Annotated in this window: 17 protein-coding genes; 9 read left to right on the top strand and 8 right to left on the bottom strand. The window is 72.2% G+C overall.

What is annotated here, in order from left to right; genetic code table 11:
* Nucleotides 1-40: 40 nt before the first annotated feature.
* From rhaS to AB0M59_RS27810, 4 genes are read right to left on the bottom strand one after another with little or no spacing between them, the layout of a single operon-like run.
* The gene (gene rhaS / locus AB0M59_RS27825) at nucleotides 41-1,105 is read right to left on the bottom strand and encodes a rhamnose ABC transporter substrate-binding protein (protein WP_364620494.1); all 1,065 of its coding nucleotides are present in this window, start codon (nucleotides 1,103-1,105) and stop codon (nucleotides 41-43) included.
* Nucleotides 1,106-1,110: 5 nt separating this feature from the next.
* Nucleotides 1,111-2,124: an ABC transporter permease gene (locus AB0M59_RS27820; RefSeq protein WP_364620492.1), complete on the bottom strand. Its 1,014-nt coding sequence runs from the start codon at nucleotides 2,122-2,124 to the stop codon at nucleotides 1,111-1,113.
* Nucleotides 2,117-3,157 carry an ABC transporter permease gene (locus tag AB0M59_RS27815; protein ID WP_364620489.1) on the bottom strand — a complete coding sequence of 347 codons (1,041 nt, stop codon included), beginning with the start codon at nucleotides 3,155-3,157 and terminating at the stop codon, nucleotides 2,117-2,119. The genes AB0M59_RS27820 and AB0M59_RS27815 overlap by 8 nt, the downstream gene beginning before the upstream one ends.
* Nucleotides 3,154-4,671, bottom strand: coding sequence for a sugar ABC transporter ATP-binding protein (locus AB0M59_RS27810; RefSeq protein WP_364620486.1), 1,518 nt, complete (start codon nucleotides 4,669-4,671; stop codon nucleotides 3,154-3,156). Before AB0M59_RS27810 ends, AB0M59_RS27815 begins: the two co-directional genes overlap by 4 nt.
* Before the next feature lie 150 nt (nucleotides 4,672-4,821).
* On the opposite strand from AB0M59_RS27810, the gene AB0M59_RS27805 reads away from it, so the two are divergent.
* Entirely contained in the window at nucleotides 4,822-5,865 is a 1,044-nt protein-coding gene (locus AB0M59_RS27805) for a LacI family DNA-binding transcriptional regulator (protein WP_364620483.1), read from the top strand.
* Between the two features lie 76 nt (nucleotides 5,866-5,941).
* Nucleotides 5,942-8,335, top strand: a complete 2,394-nt coding sequence (locus AB0M59_RS27800) for a glycoside hydrolase family 2 TIM barrel-domain containing protein (RefSeq protein ID WP_364620481.1) — start codon at nucleotides 5,942-5,944, stop codon at nucleotides 8,333-8,335.
* Nucleotides 8,336-8,337: 2 nt separating this feature from the next.
* Here AB0M59_RS27800 and AB0M59_RS27795 read toward each other — a convergent pair whose 3' ends face one another.
* Nucleotides 8,338-8,697 (bottom strand): DUF488 family protein, encoded by a 360-nt coding sequence (locus AB0M59_RS27795; RefSeq protein ID WP_364620479.1) that lies wholly within the window; start codon nucleotides 8,695-8,697, stop codon nucleotides 8,338-8,340.
* 53 nt (nucleotides 8,698-8,750) lie between these two features.
* On the opposite strand from AB0M59_RS27795, the gene AB0M59_RS27790 reads away from it, so the two are divergent.
* The 6 genes from AB0M59_RS27790 to AB0M59_RS27765 all read left to right on the top strand — a co-directional run bounded on the left by AB0M59_RS27790 (nucleotide 8,751) and on the right by AB0M59_RS27765 (nucleotide 17,747).
* Nucleotides 8,751-9,341, top strand: coding sequence for a hypothetical protein (locus AB0M59_RS27790; protein ID WP_364620476.1), 591 nt, complete (start codon nucleotides 8,751-8,753; stop codon nucleotides 9,339-9,341).
* A gap of 228 nt (nucleotides 9,342-9,569) precedes the next feature.
* Nucleotides 9,570-12,518: a BTAD domain-containing putative transcriptional regulator gene (locus tag AB0M59_RS27785; RefSeq protein ID WP_364620474.1), complete on the top strand. Its 2,949-nt coding sequence runs from the start codon at nucleotides 9,570-9,572 to the stop codon at nucleotides 12,516-12,518.
* A 134-nt stretch (nucleotides 12,519-12,652) separates the two neighbouring features.
* On the top strand, nucleotides 12,653-14,224 hold the full coding sequence (locus AB0M59_RS27780) for an acyl-CoA synthetase (RefSeq protein WP_364620471.1): 1,572 nt from the start codon (nucleotides 12,653-12,655) through the stop codon (nucleotides 14,222-14,224).
* Between the two features lie 201 nt (nucleotides 14,225-14,425).
* Nucleotides 14,426-14,647 carry a hypothetical protein gene (locus tag AB0M59_RS27775; protein WP_364620468.1) on the top strand — a complete coding sequence of 74 codons (222 nt, stop codon included), beginning with the start codon at nucleotides 14,426-14,428 and terminating at the stop codon, nucleotides 14,645-14,647.
* A 107-nt stretch (nucleotides 14,648-14,754) separates the two neighbouring features.
* The gene (locus AB0M59_RS27770; protein WP_364620621.1) at nucleotides 14,755-16,827 is read left to right on the top strand and encodes a putative Ig domain-containing protein; all 2,073 of its coding nucleotides are present in this window, start codon (nucleotides 14,755-14,757) and stop codon (nucleotides 16,825-16,827) included.
* Between the two features lie 56 nt (nucleotides 16,828-16,883).
* A complete protein-coding gene (locus AB0M59_RS27765; protein ID WP_364620465.1) occupies nucleotides 16,884-17,747 on the top strand; it encodes a GNAT family N-acetyltransferase in 864 nt (287 codons plus the stop codon).
* Here the strand turns inward: AB0M59_RS27765 and AB0M59_RS27760 are convergent.
* Nucleotides 17,672-18,052 carry an MmcQ/YjbR family DNA-binding protein gene (locus AB0M59_RS27760; protein ID WP_364620462.1) on the bottom strand — a complete coding sequence of 127 codons (381 nt, stop codon included), beginning with the start codon at nucleotides 18,050-18,052 and terminating at the stop codon, nucleotides 17,672-17,674. The genes AB0M59_RS27765 and AB0M59_RS27760 overlap by 76 nt on opposite strands.
* On the opposite strand from AB0M59_RS27760, the gene AB0M59_RS27755 reads away from it, so the two are divergent.
* On the top strand, nucleotides 18,051-18,875 hold the full coding sequence (locus AB0M59_RS27755) for a fructosamine kinase family protein (protein WP_364620460.1): 825 nt from the start codon (nucleotides 18,051-18,053) through the stop codon (nucleotides 18,873-18,875). The two genes, AB0M59_RS27760 and AB0M59_RS27755, sit on opposite strands and share 2 nt — an antisense overlap.
* Here AB0M59_RS27755 and AB0M59_RS27750 read toward each other — a convergent pair.
* Both AB0M59_RS27750 and AB0M59_RS27745 read right to left on the bottom strand, forming a co-directional pair.
* The gene (locus AB0M59_RS27750) at nucleotides 18,872-19,528 is read right to left on the bottom strand and encodes an HNH endonuclease family protein (RefSeq protein ID WP_364620457.1); all 657 of its coding nucleotides are present in this window, start codon (nucleotides 19,526-19,528) and stop codon (nucleotides 18,872-18,874) included. The genes AB0M59_RS27755 and AB0M59_RS27750 overlap by 4 nt on opposite strands.
* 81 nt (nucleotides 19,529-19,609) lie before the next feature.
* Entirely contained in the window at nucleotides 19,610-20,908 is a 1,299-nt protein-coding gene (locus AB0M59_RS27745) for a hypothetical protein (protein WP_364620454.1), read from the bottom strand.
* Between the last annotated feature and the right edge of the window lie 129 nt (nucleotides 20,909-21,037).

Below are 21,037 nucleotides of genomic sequence, written 5' to 3'. Positions count from 1 at the left end.
CCGGGCCGGGGCGGCGATCCGGCCCGGCCGCGGAGACTCGTCAGAAGTTGAACTTGTCGATGTTGTTCGCGTCGAACGTCGTCGGCGGGCCGAGGACGATCTCACCGCTCGCGCCGATCTTGTAGTCGCCGAGCTTGCCCGCCTTGAACGTTTCACCTTCCTTGCCGGAGATCTGGCCGGAGCTGAGCGCGACGCCCGCATAGGCGGCGAGGTAGCCGATGTCGGCCGGGTTCCACAGCGCGAACTGCTTCACGGTGCCGTCCTTGACGAACGCGCGCATCTGGTTCGGCGTGCCGAGCCCGGTCACCGCGACCTTGCCCTTGTAGCTGGACGAGCTGACGTAGCGCGCGGCGGCCGCGATGCCCACGGTGGTCGGCGAGACGATCACCTTGAGGTTCGGGAACGACTGCAGCAGGCCCTGGGCCTCCTGGAACGACTTCTGGTCGTCGTCGTTGCCGTAGGCGACCTTGTCCAGCTTCAGGCCCGAGTACTCCGGCTTGGCCAGCTCCTTCTTCAGCACCTCGATCCAGGCGTTCTGGTTGGTCGCGTTCGGCGTCGCGGACAGGACCGCGATCTCGCCGGACCCGCCGGAGAGGTCCTTGGCCTGCTTGGCCAGCGCCTCGCCGATGCCCTGCGTGGTGGCCTGGTTGATGAAGACGTCGCGGCAGTCCTTGGCGGCGTCGGAGTCGAACGCGACGACCTTGATGCCGGCGCTGCGGGCCTGGTTGAGCGACGGGCACACGGCGTTCGGGTCGTTCGCGGCGATGCCGATCACGTCCTGCTGCTGCTGGATCAGCGTGTTGATGTAGCTGACCTGCGACGACGCGCTCGCGTCGTTCGGCCCGACCAGCTTGTACTCGCCCTTCAGCTCCTCGAGCGCGGCCTTGCCCCCGCTGACCTCGATGTCGCTGTAGGGGTTGTTGAGCTGCTTGGGCAGGAAGGCCATCTTGACGCCTTCCTTGGCCGCGGCGTTCGGGTTCGCCGCCGCCGTGGACTGCTGGGCACCGGAGGACCCGGTGCTGTCGTTCTTCGTCGTGCCGCTGCAGGCGGCCAGCACGAGCACCAGCCCGGCCGACACTGCGCCGGTGATGAACCGTCGGGACATCTTTGTCACCTTTCTGGGGATACCGCGCTGGAAGCTGTGACCCGGTGCCGGCGCCGGAGCGCCGTACGGGTCGAGGAAATGATGTTGGGCAGCAGGACCGACACGATCAGGAGTACGCCGGTCACGATGTTGAGCGCCTCGTTCGACACGTCCTGCAGGCGCAGCGCGTTCTGCAGGGACGCCAGGAGCACCACTCCGGCCAGCACGCCGGGCAGGGTGCCCTTGCCGCCGAAGATGGACACGCCGCCCAGCAGGACCGCGGCCACGACGGCGAGTTCGAGGCCGGAGCCGTTGTCCGCGCGAGCGCTCGAGTACCGCAGGGTCCACAGCACGCCGGCGACCCCGGCGACCGCGCCGCTGACGACGAAGAGCCAGAACTTCAGCCGTGCGGTGCGGATCCCGGCGAACCGGGCGGCCTGTTCGCCCGCGCCGGCCGCGAAGACGCCCCGCCCGATCGGCGTCGCGTGCAGCACCAGGCCGAACAGCAGGGCCACGACGATCAGCGGGACGAGGACGTTCGGGATCGGGCCGTCGCCGATGGTCCCGGTGACCCAGCTCGTGTAGTCGCGTGGGAAGTCGGCGACGGCGCCGTCACCGAGCACGACGAAGGCCAGGCCGCGGTACAACGCCAGCGTGCCGATCGTGACGGCGAGGGCGGGCAGTTTCAGGACGGTGATGAAGAAGCCGTTCACCGCCCCGAGCACCGCGCCCAGCACGATGCAGAGCGGGATGATCATCTCGATCGACAGGCCCGCGTCCCACAGCGAGCCCATCACCGCGGACGTCAGGCCGAGCGTGCTGGCCACCGAGAGGTCGATCTCGCCGGTGACGATGATGAACGTCATCGGCAGCGCGATCAGCGCGATCGGGAGCAGGTCGAGCAGCAGGAAGGTGAAGTTGCGGCTGGTGCCGAAGTTCTCGACGGCGCCGGAGGCCACCAGGACCACGACCACCGTCACCAGGACGACCGCGGCGTCCCAGCTGAGCAGCCGGCCGAGCCGGTTCCCGTTGTCAGACATGGGAATCCCTCTTCTTCAGTGCTTTGGCGACCCGGACCGCGACCAGCCGGTCGGCCCCGATGGCCAGCAGGATCAGCGCGCCGACGATCGCCTGCTGCCAGAACTGGTTGATGTCGAGCACGGCCAAGGCGCTGCCGATGACCGTGAGCAGCAGCGCGCCGAGGCCGGCGCCCCAGACCGAGCCGCTGCCGCCGAAGACGGCGACCCCGCCGACCACGGCCGCGGCGACCACGTTCAGCTCGTAACCGGTGCCGGCCGCTGCGTCGACAGTGCCGAAGCGCGCCGCGAACAGAACGCCGGCGAGCCCGGCCAGCGCGCCGCTGACCAGGAACGCGGCGCTGGTGTTGCGACCGACCTTGATGCCCGCGAGTTTCGCCGCCTGGGGGCTGGAACCCATCGCGTACAGCTCGCGCCCGACGCGGTAGCTGCGCAGCACGATCCCGGCGATCACCAGCACGACCAGCGCGATCAGCACCAGCCACGGGACCCCGAGCACCGATGCCGTGCCGAAGTCCAGGAAGGACGGCGGCAGTTTGTCGGCGTTGATCTGCTGGCCGCCGGCCCAGAAGAAGCTGACCCCGCGGAACGCGTAGAGCGTGCCGAGGGTGACGACCAGGGCGGGTACCTGGCCGAACCGGACGAGCACGCCGTTGAGCAGCCCGCAGACCGCGCCGACGACGAGGCCGACGAGCAGTGCGGCGATCACCGGCAAGCCGGGGTTGTCGCGCATCAGCGAGCCGACGGCGAACGCCGAGAGGCCGAGCACGGACCCGACCGACAGGTCGATGTTGCGGGTGACGATCACGATGGCCTGCCCGACGGCCAGCACCGCGAGGATGGCCGTGCCGAGCAGGATGTCGCGGATGCTCTGCCCGGACAGGAACCGGGAGTTCTGCGTCGCGGTGAACACGACCAGGACGATCAACGCGAGGACGATGCCGGATTCGCGGGCCTTGAACAGGTTCGCGGTCCACGACTGTCGCCTGTGGACGGTCGTTTCCCCGGTCACGGGGGCCTCCTTGGTCGCGGTCATGCGGCGGCTCCCTGGCCCATCGCGGCGTACATGACGGCGTCTTCGGTCGCGTCGGCCCGCGGGAGCTCGGCGACGAGCCTGCCCTCCCGCATCACGAGCACGCGGTCGGCCATGCCGAGCACCTCCGGCAGCTCCGAGGACACCATGACGATCGCGACGCCTTCGGCCGCGAGCGCCGACATCAGCCGGTGCACCTCGGCCTTCGTGCCGACGTCGATCCCGCGGGTCGGCTCGTCGACGATCAGCACCTTCGGCGCCATCGCGAGCCACTTGGCCAGCACGACCTTCTGCTGGTTGCCGCCCGAGAGCGTGCCGACGGGGTCGCCGAGGCGGCGGTACTTCGTGCGCAGGCGCTCGGTCCAGTGCCGGGCCTCCTGCCGCTCGCTCGCGCCGGTCAGGAAGCCGAGCTTCGAGAGCGCGCGGGAGCGCGGCAGCGTCACGTTCCGCTCGATCGAGAGGTCCATGATCAGGCCCTGCTGGCGCCGGTCTTCGGGGACCAGCGCCATCCCGGCGGCCATCGCGGCCCGCGACGAGTGCGCCTTGAGCTTCTTGCCGCCGATCTTCACGACACCGGCGTCGCGTTCGTCCACACCGAACACCGCCTGGACGACTTCCGAGCGTCCCGAGCCGACAAGCCCGGCGAAAGCGACGATCTCTCCCGCGCGCACCGAGAAGGAGATGTCGCGGAAGACGCCGTCCCTGGCCAGGCCTTCGACCTCGAGTACCACCGCGCCGGGCTCGACGTCCTGCTTGGGGAACAGCGCGTCCAGGTCACGCCCGACCATCCGCTTGACCATGTCGTCGACCGTGACGTCTTCGAGGAGGTCGGTGGAGACATGCTTGCCGTCGCGCATGATCGTGACGCGCTGGCAGAGCTCGGTGATCTCCTCGAAGCGGTGCGAGATGAACATGATCGCCGCGCCTTCCTGGCGCAGCGTCCGCGCGACGGTGAAGAGCCGCTCGACCTCGACGCGGCTCAGCGCGGCGGTCGGCTCGTCCATCACCAGGACGCGGGCGTCGGCGCTGAGCGCCTTGGCAATCTCCACGATCTGCTGGTCGGCGATCGACAGCCCGCGCGCCGGGCGGCCCGGGTCGATCCGGACGCCGAGGCGGGTGAAGAGCCGCTCGGCCTCGGCCCGGATCGCGGCCCGGTCGATGCGGCCGAGGTTCTTGCGCGGGTGGCGGCCCATCACGATGTTCTCCGCGACCGACAGGTCGGGGAACAGCGTCGGTTCCTGGTAGATCACCGCGATGCCGGCGGCCTTGGCGTCGGCCGGCGAACCGAACTCCACCGGCCGCCCGTCCAACAGCAGCGTGCCGTCGTCGGGCTTGTGCACCCCGGCGAGCATCTTCACGATCGTGGACTTGCCGGCGCCGTTCTCGCCGACGAGCGCGTGGGCCTCGCCGGGGTACAGGCCGAAGCTCACCCCGGCGACCGCCGCGACGGCGCCGAACGACTTCGTCACACCGCGCACCTCCAGCAGAGGCGGTCGGTCCGAGTCCTGCCGCGTCATCGCGACCTCCGGATTGAAAGGTTTCACAAATCTGGTGCGGTGACGCTACTATGCGAGCGAAGAACAAGTCAATGAATCCACCGAACCGTGGCCGAACGTCTTCAAGGCCGGACTGTTCGTGGCGATGTTACGTTTCAATGAGGGGGTTCCATGACGGTGCAGGAGTCCGGTGCCGAGCCGAAAGCGGCGGGCATGAAGGACGTCGCCGCGGCCGCGGGCGTCTCCCTCGGCACGGTGTCCAACGTGCTCAACCGGCCCGACCGCGTCAGCCCCGCCACCCGTGCGAAGGTCGAGACCGTCATGGCCGAGCTCCGGTTCGTGCGCAACGAGTCCGCGCGGCAGCTGCGGGCCGGGCGCAGCCGCGTGCTGGCGTACGTGATGCTCGACGGCAGCAACCCGTTCTTCACCGACGTCGCGGCCGGCATGGAAGACGCCGCGGACGCCGCCGGTGAGGGCGACCTCTCGCTGTTCCTCTGCAACAGCGCCCACCAGCCCGCGCGCGAAGCGGCCTACCTCGGCCGCCTCGAACAGCAGCGGGTGCAGGGGATCCTCATCACGCCGGTCGACCCGGACGCCGCGCTGCTGGGCGAGATCGCGCACCGCGGGACGCCGGTGGTGATCGTCGACCGGACCCCCGGCGGCACCTCCCACTGCTCGGTCGCGGTCGACGACGTCTACGGCGGCGAAATCGCCGTGCGGCACCTGATCGAGCAGGGCCACGACCGCATCGCGTTCATCGGCAACCACACGACGGTCGGCCAGGTCCGCGACCGGCGGCTCGGCGCGTTGCGAGCCCTTCGCGCGGCCGGGCTCGCCCCGGACCGCCTCGTCGACCTCACGACGACGGCCCTGACCGTGGCGGACGGCCGCGGCGCGGGCGAGCGGCTGGCGGGGCTGCCCGCGTCGATCCGGCCGACCGCGGCGTTCTGCGCCAACGACCTGGTGGCCCTCGGCCTGCTGCAGACGTGCGCGAACCTGCGCATGAACGTCCCGCAGGACATGGCGATCGTCGGCTACGACGACATCGAGTTCGCGGCGGCGGCCGCGGTCCCGCTGACGTCGGTGCGCCAGCCCCGGCGCCGCTTGGGCCGCACGGCGGTGGAGCTGCTGCTCGCGGAGTCCGAACCGGGCCACGAGCACCGGCAGGTCGTCTTCACCCCCGAGCTGGTGGTCCGCGCTTCGACGCTGCGCTGAGCCAACCCTTTGATCGCTTGTGACGTCTAAGCCGTGGGAAGCGATTACCGGGTGGGGCACCGAGCGGAGGTCGTCGATGGCCGAGAGCGATGCGCGCCTGACGCGCCGCGGGTTCCTCGCCGCGGGCGGGGCCGCGCTGCTCGGCGTGGCCGCCGTCGGGACCGTCGCCGGGTCGGCCGGGCTCGGTGAGCCGGACCCGGATGCCGTGCGGCTGGGCGATTTCTGGCTCTTCGGGCGGTATGAGGACGGGTGCGCGGACCTCGGCTTCGACGAGATCGACCTCTCGCCGGTGCAGCTCCCCCACTGCGTGACGCCGCTTTCGTGGACCGGCTGGCAGCCGTCGTCGTGGCAGGACCGGTGGATCTACCGCAAGCACTTCACCGTGACCGCGGCGATGACCGCCGACCGCGTGCGGGCTCGCTTCGACGGCGTCATGACGAACGCGGCCGTGTACCTCAACGGCACGCTCGTCGCGACCCACGAAGGCGGTTACCTGCCCTTCGAGGTCGAGCTGCCGCAGGTGACGGTGGGCGACAACGTCCTCGCCGTGGTCGTCGACGGGCGCTGGCAGCTCGACGTGCCGCCCAACCTGCCGAGCACCGCGGGCCCGTCGGCGATCGACTTCTACCAGCCGGCCGGCATCTACCGGCCGGCCTCGATCGGCACGGTGCCGCGGACCCGGCTGGCCGACGTCTTCGCCCGCCCGGCCGACGTCCTCGGTCCCGATCGTTCGCTGCACCTGACGTGCGAACTGGACACGACGGTCGCGATCGCCGAGCCGCTGCAGGTGACCGCGTCGGTGCGGCAGGCCGGCCGGGAGCTGGCCCGCGGCAGCACCGCCGTCGCGCCGATGCCGGTCGGCACCCGGACCGTCGAGTTCGACGTCCGCGGGCTGGGTGCGGTCCGGCTGTGGGACGTCGAGGATCCCGCGCTCTGCGACGTCGTGGTGAGCGTCCGGTCCGGGCCGCGGGCGCTCGACCAGCAGGTCGTGCGGGTCGGGTTCCGCGACGCCGCGTTCACCCCGGACGGCTTCTTCCTCAACGGACGGCGGCTCAAGCTGCTCGGCCTCAACCGGCACCAGTGGTACCCGTTCGCGGGCGGCGCGCTGCCGGACCGCGTCCAGCGGCGCGACGCCGAGATCCTGCGGCGCGAGCTGAACTGCACGATGGTCCGCTGCTCGCACTACCCGCAGTCGAGCGCGTTCCTCGACGCGTGCGACGAGCTGGGCCTGCTGGTGTGGGAGGAGATCCCCGGCTGGGGCCGGATCGGGGACGCGGCCTGGCAGCAGCAGAACTTCCGGGACGTCTCGGGCATGATCATCCGCGACCGCAACCACCCCAGCATCATCGTGTGGGGCACCCGCGTGAACGAGGCGAACGGCACCACGGCGATGTACGGCCGGACCGGGCGGCTCGCGCGGAAGCTCGACCCGTCCCGGCCGACGAGCGGCGCGCTGGCCAGCTCCACGGGCGCGCGGTTCGCCGGCAGCGACGTCGAGGTGCTGGCCTACAACGACTACACCGCCCGCCGCGGCGCGCCCTTTCAGCTGCGCCCGCCGCGCGCGGGGGTCCGGTACCTGGTCACGGAGACGATCGGCACCATCGCAGGCCCCCGCGCGTACCGCCGGACCGACCCGGCGGCGACCCAGCAGCTGCAGGCCGAGCTGCACGCGAAGGCCCACGACTTGGCGGCGGCCGACGACCGCTACTGCGGGCTGCTCGCCTGGTGCGCGTTCGACTACCCGTCGGGCTGGCAGCGCTCGCTGGGCGGGTCGAAGTTCGCCGGGGTGGCGGACTTCTTCCGGATCCCCAAGCCCGCTGCGGCGTTCTACGCGTCGCAAGGAGACCCGAAGGTCCGGGCGGTCGTCGAGCCCGGCTTCGCCTGGGACTTCACCGCGTCACCGACGGGACCGGGACGGGCGGCGACGATCTGGTCGAACTGCGACCGGCTCCTGCTCTTCCTCGACGACCGGCCTCTCGGCGAGGCGCGAAGCCGTCGCGCGGAGTTCCCGCACCTGGAGTACCCGCCGTTCGCCGTCGACCTGACGGTGCCGCGCGGACGGCGTCCCCAGCTGCGCGTCGACGGTTACCTGGGTGACCGGCTGGTGGTGTCCCGGCGCTTCAGCGGCGACCGGAGCCGCGACGTCCTGGGCTGCGTCCCGGACGACACGCAGCTGCGCGCCGACGGCGGCGACGCGACCCGCGTGGTGGTGTCGGCGCTGGACCGCTTCGGGACGTTGCGCGCGGGCGCGACGGGCAAGGTGTCACTGACGCTGACCGGCCCGGGCGAGCTGGTCGGCGACCCGACGATGGACCTGGGCGCCACGGGCGGCGCGGCGGCGGTGTGGCTGCGGCCGTTCGCGGGTCCACCGGGGACGCTGACGCTGACCGCGCGCCACGACACCTTGGGGACGGCGACCGCGACGGTGACCACGACCGCGAGCGGCTCGGAAGGCGGGTTCCGGTCGTGACTTCAGCCGGTGAGGACCTCGGCCAGCACCGCGGCCTGGCTGATCGTCGGCGACGCGCTCGCCGTCAGCAACGTCACCGGGCCACCCGCCGCCAGTTCCCGCAGCCGCTCCAGCGCCGCCGCCCGGTCCGGCTCCCGCAGCTCCGCGCGGTACCGCTCGGCGAACTCCGCGAACCGTTCGGGATCGTGGCCGTACCAGGTGCGCAGCTCGTCGGACGGCGCCAGCCCGCGGTACCAGCCGTCGAGGACCACCGCCGTGCGAGCGGTGCCGCGCGGCCAGAGCCGTTCCACGAGCACGCGGACGCCGTCGGCGGGCCCGGCCGGGTCGGCCAGGCGCGCCACCCGGACGACCGTCGGCTGCATGCGCGCATTCTGCGGTGCGCCCGCGCGCCCCGCCACTCCGGAAAGCTCCCGCCATGCGCAACCGCGTGACGCCGGCCGGGGACATCGTCGACGTCCCCCTGCGCGGTGCGTGGACCGGCAACCGGGGCGTCCTGCACCGCGGCCACGAGATCGTCCGCTTCCACGGCGGCGACCTGTGGATCACCTGCGCGCTCGCGTTCCGGGACAGGTGGCGCGAGCAGTGGCTGCCGAACCGCTACACCCACCTGTACTTCCACGACGAGGCCGTCTCGTTCGCCGCCGGGCACCGGCCCTGCGGCGAGTGCCGCCGCCCCGCGTACACCGCCTACCGCGACGCCTGGCCCGGCGCACCGTCGGCGACCGCGATGAACCGGCGGCTGCACGCCGAACGCCTGGTCCGCGGCACGCACACCAGGCGCCTCCACGAACTGAGCTGGGCCGAACTGCCGGACGGTGTCTTCGTGCTCCGCGACGGCCACCCCGAACTCGTCGTCGACGGGCACCTCACCACCTGGACGACCGCGGGCTACAGCCGGAAACAGCAACTGCCCACGGCAGGGACCGTCCCGGTCCTGACCCCGCCGGCCACGATCGCCGTCCTGCGCGCCGGCTACCCCGTGCAGATCGACGACAGCGCCCGCTGAACGCACTGAGGGCCACCACGACGACCGGGGGTGGAAGGTCGCCGGGGTGGCCCTACCCCCAGCTCGTGCCGCCTGAGGGAGCGGCGGCCCGCCGGTTCGCACCGGCGGGGTGAGCGGGCCGCGGACATCGTCGGGGTGACGTCCGTCGACCCGGCCAGCATCATCGATCAAGCTTGCAACCCGCTTGCAGTACGGTGGTCACCCGGCCGGGTGAACGGAGGTGGCGGGGTGCGGTTCCGTGTCCTCGGCACCGTCGAGGCGACGGCGGACGGCGCCCCGGTCGATCTCGGGTCCCGCAAGCAGCGGCTCGTCCTCGCCGTCCTGCTCCTCGAAGCCGGCCGCCCGGTCTCGCTCGACCGGCTCGTGGACCTGCTCTGGCCCACCGCTCCCCCGGCCAGCGCGCGCAACACCGTCCAGGCGCTGGTTTCGCGGCTGCGGGCGGTGTTCCGCGCCGCGAACGGCCCCGAGCTGGCCACCGAAGGACCCGGATACGTCCTGCTCGCCGACCCCGACGCCGTCGACGCCCACCGGTTCACCGCGCTCCTCCGGCAGGCCCGCGCGGCCGGCGACGAGACCGCCGCGGCGCTCCTCGACGAGGCGCTCGCGCTGTGGCGGGGCGACGCCTTGGCCGGTGCCGCGTCCGCCGACCTCGCCGGACGTCTCCTCGCGGGGTTGACCGAAGCCCGTTGGACCGCCCTCGAAGACCGGATCGACGCGCAGCTGCGGCTCGGCCGCGGACGAGACGTGCTCGCCGAGCTCACGACGCTGGTCGCCGCGCACCCGCTGCGGCAGCGGTTCGTCGGCCAGCTGATGCTCGCCCTGCACCGCGAAGGCCGCACCGACGCCGCCCTCGCCGCCTACCGCGAGCTGCGGACCCGGCTCGCCGCCGGCCACGGCCTCGACCCGGCGCCGGAGCTGACCCGGCTGCACGCGGCGGTCCTCGCCGCCGACCCGGCCCTGGACGCCGTCGCCGAACCGGTGCGCCCGGCCCAGTTGCCCCACGACGTCCGCGGCTTCACCGGCCGCGCCGCCGAGCTGGCCCGGCTCGACGAGCCCGCCGAAACCGGCCTCGACATTCGCGTCCTCACCGGCACCGCGGGTGTGGGCAAGACCGCGCTGGCCGTCCGGTGGGCGCACCGCGTCCGCGACCGCTTCCCCGACGGCCAGCTCTACCTCGACCTGCGCGGCTTCGACCCCGACCACGAGCCGCTCACGCCGGCCGTCGCCGCCGCGCAGCTGCTGCGGGCCCTCGGCACCGACCCGCGCGCGATCCCGCCGGACCCGGACGGCCGCACGGCGCTGTGGCGCTCGCTGCTGGCCGACCGCCGGGTGCTCGTCCTGCTCGACAACGCCCGCGACAGCGCGCAGGTGACGCCGCTGCTGCCGCCGTCGGGCACCGTGCTGGTCACCAGCCGCCAGCGCCTCGGCGACCTGATCGCCCGCACCGGCGCGCGGCCGGTACCGCTGTCCGTGCTGCCGGCGGACGACTCCCGGCAGCTGCTGGAGACCGTGCTCGGCCCGCCCGCGGTGGCAGCCGAGCCGGCGGCGGCCGCGGAGCTGGCGCGGCTCTGCGGGCACCTCCCGCTCGCGCTGCGGTTGGCGGCGGCGAACCTCGACGCGGGCGAGGCGTCCGGGATCGCGGAGCTCGCCCGGGAGCTCGCCGACGGCGACCCGCTCGTGGGGCTGAGCGTCGACGGCGCCGAGGAAAGCGCCGTCACGACGGCGTTTTCCGTGTCCTACCGCGCGCTGCCCGCCGAGCACCGACTGCTGTTCCGGCGGCTCGCGCTCGTCCCGGGTCAGACGTTCACCGCGCCCGCGGCCGCGGCGCTCGCGGACGTCGCCGAAGGCCGGGCCGGGCAGCAGCTCAAGGCGCTGGCCGCGGCGCACCTCGTCGAGCGGCACCTGCCCGGCCGCTACCGCTTCCACGACCTGCTGCGCAGCTACGCGGCCGGCCGCGTCGAGGCCGACGACGCCCCCGGCGACGCGGACGCGGCCCGGCGGCGGCTCCTGGACCACTACCTCACGACGGCCGACGCGGCGGGGCGCCGGCTGATCCCCCACTTCCTCCGGCTGCCGCGGCCCGAGCCGTCGCAGGTCTTCGAGGGCACCGAGGACGCGCTGGCCTGGCTGGACACCGAATGGCCGAACCTCGCCGCCGCCGTCGAGCACCCCGCGGCCCGCGAGCACGCCTGGCACCTGGCCGACGCGCTGCGGGCGTTCTTCCACCACCGCGGCCACCACACGGAGTGGATCGACACGGCGACGACGGCGCTGACCGCGGCCGAGTCCGCCGGCGACCGGCAGGCGCAGGCGGCGATGCGGCTGTCCATCGCACTCGCCGGCGTCAACAACGGCCGCTACGCCGACGCCCGCAAGCACCTGACGACGGTCCTGGACGGAGGGCTGGCGGCGGACTGGCCGGCCGGGCGCGCGGCGGCGCTCAACAACCTGAGCGCGGTGCACCAGCGCCTCGGCGACCCGCACGAGGCCATCGCGTGCGGCTCGGAGTCGTTGCGCCTCTGCGAAGAACTCGGCATCCCCGGAGTCACGATGGCGCTGGCCAACCTGGGGTTCGCGTGCGGCCAGGTCGGCGACCTCGACGCGGCCCTGCACCACTTCGGCCGCGCACTGGAGATCGCCGAACGCGACGGCGCGCGGTTCAGCGTGGCGGTGGTGCTGGTCGACCTCGCCCACATCCACCGCGACCTGGGCAACGCGGTCACCGCCGAGCTCTACGAACGTGCGCTGACGGCCAACCGCGAGCTCGGCTACCAGTACGGCGAGGCGGCGGCGCTCTCCGGCCGAGCTGTCCTGGAGGCCCGTCTGGGCGACGGGACGCGTGCCCTGGCTGACGCGGCGGAGGCGGTGGAGCTGACCCGCCGGATCGGTGACCGCGGCACGGAGGCGTCGGCGCTGGCGGCTCTGGGCGAAGCTTCTCTCCACCTCGGCCGCCCGGCGGCTCCGCATCTCGGCGCAGCGCTCGAGATCGCCCGCGAGACCAGCTTCACGTGGTGCGAAGCGGCGGCGTTGACGGGTTTGGCCGAGGCGTCGCTCGCCGAGGGGGACGTCGTCCAGGCCCGGACGCACGGCGAGGCGGCGGCGAAGCTGGCCGCCAAGGCGGGTTACCGCCCCCTCGAGACCCGCGCGGCCCGCGTCCTCGGGAAGCTGCCCGGCTGAAGGTCGCTCCCGGGGTGGTCTTGAATGACTCATTCAAGACCACCGAAGACCTGAATGACTCATTCAAGACCTCTGCCGAACCGGGGCCGGACGCGGCGCTTGCGAGTTTCCCCGCCCCGGCCGAGACTGCCGGGATGGATCAGCACCTCGTCGACCGCGCCCGGCAGCACTCGCTCGGTGATCTGCTTCGCCGGACCGCTCTGCGGCTGCCGGACAAGCTCGCCGTCGTCGATGGCGACGACAAGCTCACCTTCGCCGAGTTCGAAGCCGCCGCCAACCGCTGTGCCCACGCCCTGGCCGAGAGGGGCCTCCGCAAGGGCGACCGGCTCGCGCTGCTGAGCCACAACTGCTGGCAGTACGGCGCCCTCGCCTTCGCCACCGCGAAACTCGGTGTCCTCCTCGTGCCGGTCAACTTCATGCTCGGCGCCGACGAGATCGCCTACATCCTCCGCCACGCCGAAGTCCAAGCGTTCGTCACCGAGGACGCTCTCGAACCGACCGCCGCCAAGGCCCTCGAACTGGCCGAACGAACCGGCGTCGTCCGCGGCCGCATCCCGAAGAGCGGGGGCGGCGAGTGGGAAGACATCGGCACCTGGCTGTCCGAAGGGGACGCCGCGGCACCCGATGTCCTCGTCGCCGACGACGACCCGCTGCGGATCATGTACACCTCCGGGACCGAGTCGCGACCCAAGGGCGTGCTCCTGTCGAGCCGGTCGCTCCTCGCGCAGTACGTCTCGTGCGTCATCGACGGCGGCATGAGCGCCGACGACGTCGAGGTGCACTCGCTGCCGCTCTACCACTGCGCCCAGCTGGACTGCTTCTTCTCCGTCGACGTCTACCTCGGCGCGACCAGCGTGATCCTGCCCGGCCCGGACCCCGCCGCGTTGCTCGCGGCCGTCGAACGGGAACACGCGACGAAGCTGTTCGCGCCGCCGACCGTGTGGATCTCCTTGCTGCGCCACGAAAACTTCGACCGGACCGACCTCTCCAGCTTGCGAAAGGGTTACTACGGCGCGTCCGCGATGCCGGTCGAGGTGCTGCGCGAGCTGCGCCGCCGCCTGCCCGACGTCGAGCTGTGGAACTTCTACGGCCAGACGGAGATGGCGCCCCTGGCCACGATCCTGCGTCCGCACGAACAGCTCGACCGCGCCGGCTCGGCCGGTCGGCCTTCGCTGAACGTCGAGACGCGCATCGTCGACGACGAGGACAACCCCGTGGCACCGGGCGAGATCGGCGAGATCGTCCACCGCAGCCCGCACGCCACCCTCGGCTACTACCGCGACGAGGCCAAGACGGCCGAAGCGTTCCGCGCCGGCTGGTTCCACTCCGGCGACCTCGGTGTCGTCGACGAGGACGGTTACCTGTCCGTCGTGGACCGCAAGAAGGACATGATCAAGACCGGCGGCGAGAACGTCGCGAGCCGCGAAGTCGAAGAAGCGCTGTACCTGCTCGACGGCGTCGCCGAAGTGGCCGTGTTCGGGATCGGCCATCCACACTGGATCGAAGCGGTGACCGCCGTCGTCGTGCCGCGCGAAGGCGTCACTCTCGACGCTGTGCAAGTGATCGACCACGCAAAGGCACACCTCGCCGGTTACAAATGCCCCAAGTACCTCGTGTTCGCGGACCGGCTTCCCAAGAATCCCAGCGGAAAGATCGTCAAGCGGGAATTGCGGGAACGACACAAAGGACTCGCGACCGAGGGCTGAGCCACCGAAAACACCTTGCGTGGCACGGAAGACGACGGATACCGTCGGGTCACCGCCGCTGCCTTCCGAGGAACGCGGGACGGGTGTCCCACCAGGGCCGACCGGCCCGGAAACGAGATAGCCAAAAGCCATGGCGCGCGGCGTCCGTCGGGTCTAGTAATGAGGCCGTTCCTCGTTCCCGAACCCCGAAAGGATCTTCCCGTGTCCGTTTTCCTCGCCGTCCTGCTCGCCTTGGGCGCCGGGCTGTTCGTCGGCAGCCGCGTCCACAGCGCCCGCGAGGCCCGCTCCAACTACTCCGCCTACCGGGCCCGCACCGCCAAGGGGTTCGGGGAGATGATCCGGTCCGCGGTTTCCGCGCTGCTCGCGGTGGCCGGCGCCCTCGTGCTCCTCTTCATCCTGCTCAACGTGCTCCAGCAGGCCTGATCGCGGAACCCGACTCATGGCGGGTTGTTGCCGCCCCGGCGGCAGCGCACGCTTTCTCCTGGCCCCGACGCGCGGGGCCGGGAAAGGACTCCCCCATGAGATCGAGGGTGCTTTCTGCTGCGCTCAGTGCGGCCGTCGGCCTGCTAGGCACAGTCGTCGTCGCCGCGCCGGCCGAGGCCGCCGCGGTCTGCGGTGACCAGGTCGTCGGCAACGGCGGGTTCGAGAGCGGTACCGCCCCGTGGACGCAGACCAGTGGCGTGATCTCCGCCGCCACCTCGGCGGAGCCCGCGCACGGCGGGACGATGGACGCCTGGCTGGACGGCTACGGCAGCACGCACACCGACACCATTTCGCAGGCGTTGACCCTTCCGGCCGGCTGCGCTTCGGCGTCGCTGTCGTGGTGGACGCACGTCGACACCAAGGAGACGACGACCGGTACCGCCTACGACAAGCTGGTCGTGCAGGCGGGTTCCGACACCGTCGCGAGCTACTCCAACCTCGACAAGAACACCGGGTACGTCCAGCGCACCGTCGACGTGTCGCGCTACCTGGGCCAGACCGTCACGCTGAAGATCACCGGCACCGAGGACTCGAGCCTCGCGACCAACTTCCTCCTCGACGACTTCTCGCTGACCACGACCGGCACGAGCAACCCGCAGTCGCCGGTCGTCACCTCGCCGGGCGCCCAGTCGAGCGCCGCCGGCCAAGCCGTGTCGTTGCAGGTCCAAGCCACCGACCCGCAGAATGACGCCCTGACCTACACCGCGACCGGCCTGCCCGCCGGGCTGGCGATCGGCGCGAGCACGGGCAAGATCACCGGCACGCCGACCACCGCCGGGACGTCTTCGGTGACCGTCACGGCCAAGGACCCGGCCGGCAACAGCGGCAGCGCCACCTTCGCGTGGACGATCACGGCCGCGCCCGCGGACTCCACGCGCACGCCGATCAACCCCGCCTACACCGTGAACCTCACCTCGAGCAGCTCCGGCACGACGTGGACCGGGCACCAGAGCGTGAGCTTCACCAACGGCTCGGCGACCGCCCTGCCTGAGGTCTACCTGCGGCTGTGGGACAACTACCACGGCAGCTGCCCGTCGACGCCGATCACGGTCACGAACGTCACCGGCGGCACGGCGTCCGCGCTCAGCGTGAACTGCACCGCCATGAAGGTCACGCTTCCCAGCCCCCTGTCCCAGGGCCAGTCGGCGACCATCGGGTTCGACCTGAGCGTCGTCGTGCCCAGCGGCGCCGACCGGTTCGGCCACGACGGCGCGTACAACATGATCGGCAACGCGCTGCCGGTGCTCGCGGTCCGCGACGGCGCGGGCTGGCACCTCGACCCCTACACCAACAACGGCGAGGCGTTCTACAGCCTGATCAGCGACTTCGACGTCACCCTGGTGCACCCGACGTCGCTGCTGACGCCGGCCACCGGCTCGTCGACCGAGACGACCAGCGGCACCACGACCACCACGCACGCCACGGCGTCGAAGGTCCGTGACTTCGCGTGGGCTTCCGGGCCGTTCGCGAAGATCACCACGACGTCCGGCAAGGGCGTGCGGGTCAACGTCTACTCGGTCAGCGGGATCTCCACCAGCAGCGCCAACCAGATGCTGAGCCTGGCCGCCGACTCCATCGACGTCCACTCGGGCCGCTTCGGCGACTACCCGTACGGCGAGGTGGACGTGGTGCTGGACAACAACTTCTGGTTCGGCGGCATGGAGTACCCGGGCTTCGTGATGGACCTCGTGTCGACCACGGCGCTCCCCCACGAGCTGGCGCACCAGTGGTTCTACGGGATCGTCGGCGACGACGAGTACAACTCCCCGTGGCTCGACGAGAGCTTCACCGACTACGCCACCGACCTCTACCGCGGGATCACCGGCAGCGGCTGCGGCATCACCTGGCAGTCGAGCGCGGAGAAGCTGACCAACTCGATGGCGTACTGGGACGCGCATTCGTCGCGGTACTCGACGGTGGTCTACAACTACGGCAAGTGCACGCTGCACGACCTGCGGCGGACGATCGGCGACACGGCGATGGCGAACCTGCTGAAGTCGTACGCGCAGTCGCACTGGTACGGCGTGTCCACGACGGCCGAGTTCAAGGCCGCGGCGCAGGCGGCGGCCGGGTCGACCGACCTGACGTCCTTCTGGGCCACGCATCGTGTTGAGGGATAGCGCTGTGGGCTGATAATCGGGTTTCGTTCCCCGTCCGTGTCCGGCACTGTGGGGGCATGGACGGGGAACGGCTCTTCTGCGACACCGCGCTGGCCGCGCGGATCGAACGCGCCGAGGCGCGGTTCACGGGCGCGTGCAGCGATGCCGCACGAGCCCGCCGTGGGGACACGGCCGGCTTCGCGCGGCCGCTCGCCGGCGGCGTCGCGAGCTTCGCCGAGGCGGACTCGCCGTTCAACAAGGTCATCGGGCTCGGTTTCGACGGCCTGCCTTCCGACGCTGCGCTGGAACAGGTCGAACAGGCTTTCGGCGAGCTGGGCGCGCCGGTGCAGGTCGAGCTGTGTCAGCTGGCCGACCCCTCGGTGGGCGCGTTCTTGACCGAGCGCGGCTATCGGCTGGAGTCGTTCGAGAACGTGCTCGGCCGGCGGCTCGGCGACACCACCCCGGGTGACGGTGTCCGGCCCACCCGCGACGACGAACTGGAGCCCTGGCTCGCCATGATCGCCGACGCGTCCGCGGTCGCCGACACCGAGGGTGTGCCCTCCCACGAGGACTTCCCGCGGGAGACGCTCATCCACGCGTTGCGGGACATGGCCGGGGTCCGGCGGTACGTCGCGGTGCGCGGCGGCGAGTTCGCCGGTGGCGCGAGTTTCCGCAGCACGGACGGGATCGCGCAGTTCACCGGTGCGGCCACCGCACCCGCGCACCGCCGCCGCGGGGTGCAGACGGCGCTGCTGCGGGCCCGGCTCGCCGCGGCCACGGCGGCCGGGTGCGACCTCGCCGTCGTCACGACGCAGCCGGGCTCGAAGTCGCAGCAGAACGTCCAGCGGCAGGGGTTCGACCTGCTCTACGCGCGGACGATCCTGGTGAAGGGCACCTCGGCGACCAGCTCGTCCGGGGCCGAGAGCCGCCAAGCCTCGTAGATCAGCTCGGCGACCTCGTCGGGCTCGACGCCGTCGAGGTACACCACGACCCAGCCGAAGCCGCCCGCGGTGAACTGCACCTCGAAGACGTCGGGGCGTTCGGAGACCAGGGCCAGCTGCTCGGAGATCGTCTGCTTCAGGCCGAGGGTCCGCGTCCGCGGCCAGTAGTACCCGAAGCGCTTGCCACGCACGCTGAACGACGAGTAGTCGCGCGCTTCGGACCGTTCGACGTCCGCCAGCGCGCCGAGCACCCGTTCGAAGTCCTGCACCGGCCCACCGTAGCGCGCCGGTAGCGTGCTGGACATGACCGAGCCCGTGGCCCGGCTCACCGGGCACGCCGTAACCGAGTCTCGCCCGATGACGGGGGATCTTCGCGAAGCCGTCCTCGACGACGGCCGTGTGGTCGTGGTCAAGCGGGGGCACGGGCCGGGCGCGGCCGCGGCCGAGGCGGCGGGCCTGCGCTGGCTGGCTTCGGCGGAGGCGGTCCCGGTGCCGTCGGTGGCCGGCCACGACGAGAAGTGGCTGGTCATCGACCGCATCCCGGCCAGGCGGTCGTCGGCCCCGGCGGCCGAACGGCTCGGGCGCGGCCTGGCGCGCCTGCACGCGGCCGGAGCGCCGGCGTTCGGCGCGGCGCCCCCGGGCGGGCCCGCCGACGCGTGGATCGGCCGGGCGCCGATGGCGAACGTCCCCGGGGAGGACTGGGCGTCCTGGTACGCGGCGCAGCGCGTCCTGCCGTACGTCCGGCGGGCGGTCGACGCGGGGACGTTCGACACCGCCGAGGCAGCGCTGTTCGAGCGCGCGTGCGATCGGATCCCGGCGTCGGCCGAACCCCCGGCGCGGCTGCACGGCGACCTGTGGACCGGCAACGTCCTGTGGGACGGCCGCGAGGCGTGGCTGATCGACCCGGCCGCCCACGGCGGGCACCGCGAGACGGACCTGGCGATGCTGCACCTGTTCGGCTGCCCGCACCTCGGCAGTGTGCTGGGCGCGTACGAGGAGGTCGCGCCCCTGGCCGAGGGCTGGGCCGAGCGGGTCGGGCTGCACCAGCTGTTCCCGCTGCTGGTGCACACCGTCCTGTTCGGACGGTCGTACGCCGGGCAGGCGGTGGCGGTGGCACGTTCGTTCTAGCAGTGCTGGAGCATGCTTTCCAGCGCCGTCTTTTCGGGGACGGTGATCGAGAGGTCGTAGTTGCTCTTGACCACGATCCAGTCGGTGGCGTAGGTGCACCAGTAGGAGACCAGCGGCGGTTTCCACTGGTCCGGCGCCTTGTCGCTCTTCTGCTCGTTGAGGTTGTCGGTGACCGCGTGCAGCTGCGGCCGGACCAGGTCGTTCGCGAACTGCTCGCGGCGCTCCTGGGTCCACGACTTCGCGCCGCTCACCCAGGCCTGCCCGAGGGGCACCATGTGGTCGATGTCCACATCGGACGCCTTCTTCCAGGTTTCGCCGTCGTACGGGCTGACCCACGTGCCGGACTTCGGCGCGCAGTCGGAGTTGGTGGTGACGTCCTTGCCGTCGCGCTTGAGGACCTGCTCGCGGGTGTCGCAGGCGCCCTCGACCTTGTCCCAGCGCGGGAACTTCTCGCGGCTGTAGCCGTCCATGGTGCCGCGCACGGCGATCTTGAGCTGCGCCAGCTGCGCCTTCGCCTCGGCGGGTGCGATCGGCGGCGCGGCGGCGGTCCCGGTGGGCTGGGACCCGGACGCGAGTCCGTCGGGCACCTTGCAGCCGGTGAGGGAGGCGCCCGCGAGGACGGCCAGCAGGACGAGCGCTTGGGTGCGCGGCATCGTGAACCCCTTTCACGTCTAGCGGGAGGTGCCCAGACGACGCTGCGGGGAAACGGTGCAGATGGCGAGTTGGCGCGAAACTCACGAGCCGTGGAAGACCTGTGCCACGAACACGGCGGCGATCACGCCCACGGTGACGAGCAGGGTCAGCACGAAGACCAGGCCCCACGGCACCTGCCGGATCGGCCGCGGCCGCGGGAAGACGGCGTGCCCGCGTGGCGCGGGGATCCGCGGACCGGGAGCGTCGTGGGCCGCGGCGACCGCCGGCTCGGGCGGCAGGGACACGACAGCGGGCAGCACGGGCACCCGCTCGAGCCGCGGAACGCGGGCCGGGAAGCCGTCGGCGAGCAGGGCGGCCCGCGCCGGGGCGAGGTGGGCGAGGGAGAGGGCGTAGCAGGCGTCGAGCACGTCGTCGGCCGACCAGACGGTCCGCCACCGGTTGTGCTGCCCGATGATTCGCCGGAGCCCGCGCGGATCGGCGAGCACGACGGCCACGCCGGGGAAGGAGTCGGCTTCATACCAGAAGGGGTTAGGTTCGTACCAGGCTTGGTTCAGCTCGGGTTCGCCGGGATCCGTTTCGCGAAAAGCCTGCCCCGGATCCGCCGCGGGCCAAGCTTGGCTCGGAGCGGGATCGCCCGGGATCGGACCGCCCCAGGCGTGGTCCGGCTCGCGTCCGCCCGGACCCGCCGCACGCCACGCTTGGCCCGCATCGGGCTCGCCCAGGCTCGGCCCGCCCCAGGCGTGGTCCGGCCCAGGTTCGCGCCGACCCCACTCCGGTTCGGTCGCACTCGGCCCCACCCCACTCCACGCTCCATCCGGCCCGCCCGCACGCCCGGACCGGCCCGGGTCCTGCCCACCCGGGCCCGCTTCACGCCGGTCCGATTCCCTTGCCCCCTCCGGCAAACGCGTCTCGGCCACCGGTTCGCGCGGCTCCGGCACCCGGACCGCCGCGGGCTCGGGAGGCTCTTCCGCCGAATCGGGCCCACCCGGCTCGGCCACGCGATCTCGCAGCTCCGGAACCGCCTCACGCAAGCCCGGCTCCCCCACCGGCGGAACGACCGCGACCAGCCCCGTCACGTAGCGCCCGCCGTCGTGCGCGGCCAACGCCCCCTTGGCCGCCGCGACCCCGGCACCCGCCCGCTCGCCCGGCGAAACGCCCACCCCCGGCGAGTGCGCCGCGATCACCACAATCCCCGACCGGGTGAACACCAGCGCGTCCACGAACCGGGGACCGAAGCGGCTCGGGACCGTGATCCCGGTCAGCGCCAGACCCGTCAGGTGGTCCGGTCCCGGTCCCCAGGAACGCAGCAACCCCACGAGGTGCTCCGCCGCGGCGGGCAGGCGCCGCACCTCACCGGTGCGCTGGAAAGCCACGAGCACCGCCGGTCACTCCTCCCACGAGTAGAGCTCCCTCGACGGTAGGAGCCGGACCGGCGCCGCCCCAGCAGCCGAACGAGTGGTCGAACGCCACCGTGCGTAGCCGGGGCATGCTGGAGCGGCATCCGCACC

The organism is Amycolatopsis sp. NPDC051371 (assembly GCF_040682155.1).
In the GTDB taxonomy this organism is placed as follows: Bacteria; Actinomycetota; Actinomycetes; order Mycobacteriales; family Pseudonocardiaceae; genus Amycolatopsis.
The sequence above is the reverse complement of the archived record's forward strand: the minus strand, read 5'-3'. Positions and strand labels throughout refer to the sequence as shown.

Excerpts from the sequence above, each read along its gene's own strand:
- rhaS (WP_364620494.1), bottom strand. The coding sequence starts at position 1,105 with ATGTCCCGACGGTTCATCACCGGCGCAGTGTCGGCCGGGCTGGTGCTC.
- AB0M59_RS27820 (WP_364620492.1), bottom strand. The coding sequence starts at position 2,124 with ATGTCTGACAACGGGAACCGGCTCGGCCGGCTGCTCAGCTGGGACGCC.
- AB0M59_RS27815 (WP_364620489.1), bottom strand. The coding sequence starts at position 3,157 with ATGACCGCGACCAAGGAGGCCCCCGTGACCGGGGAAACGACCGTCCAC.
- AB0M59_RS27810 (WP_364620486.1), bottom strand. The coding sequence starts at position 4,671 with ATGACGCGGCAGGACTCGGACCGACCGCCTCTGCTGGAGGTGCGCGGT.
- AB0M59_RS27805 (WP_364620483.1), top strand. The coding sequence starts at position 4,822 with ATGACGGTGCAGGAGTCCGGTGCCGAGCCGAAAGCGGCGGGCATGAAG.
- AB0M59_RS27800 (WP_364620481.1), top strand. The coding sequence starts at position 5,942 with ATGGCCGAGAGCGATGCGCGCCTGACGCGCCGCGGGTTCCTCGCCGCG.
- AB0M59_RS27795 (WP_364620479.1), bottom strand. The coding sequence starts at position 8,697 with ATGCAGCCGACGGTCGTCCGGGTGGCGCGCCTGGCCGACCCGGCCGGG.
- AB0M59_RS27790 (WP_364620476.1), top strand. The coding sequence starts at position 8,751 with ATGCGCAACCGCGTGACGCCGGCCGGGGACATCGTCGACGTCCCCCTG.
- AB0M59_RS27780 (WP_364620471.1), top strand. The coding sequence starts at position 12,653 with ATGGATCAGCACCTCGTCGACCGCGCCCGGCAGCACTCGCTCGGTGAT.
- AB0M59_RS27765 (WP_364620465.1), top strand. The coding sequence starts at position 16,884 with ATGGACGGGGAACGGCTCTTCTGCGACACCGCGCTGGCCGCGCGGATC.
- AB0M59_RS27755 (WP_364620460.1), top strand. The coding sequence starts at position 18,051 with ATGACCGAGCCCGTGGCCCGGCTCACCGGGCACGCCGTAACCGAGTCT.
- AB0M59_RS27760 (WP_364620462.1), bottom strand. The coding sequence starts at position 18,052 with ATGTCCAGCACGCTACCGGCGCGCTACGGTGGGCCGGTGCAGGACTTC.
- AB0M59_RS27750 (WP_364620457.1), bottom strand. The coding sequence starts at position 19,528 with ATGCCGCGCACCCAAGCGCTCGTCCTGCTGGCCGTCCTCGCGGGCGCC.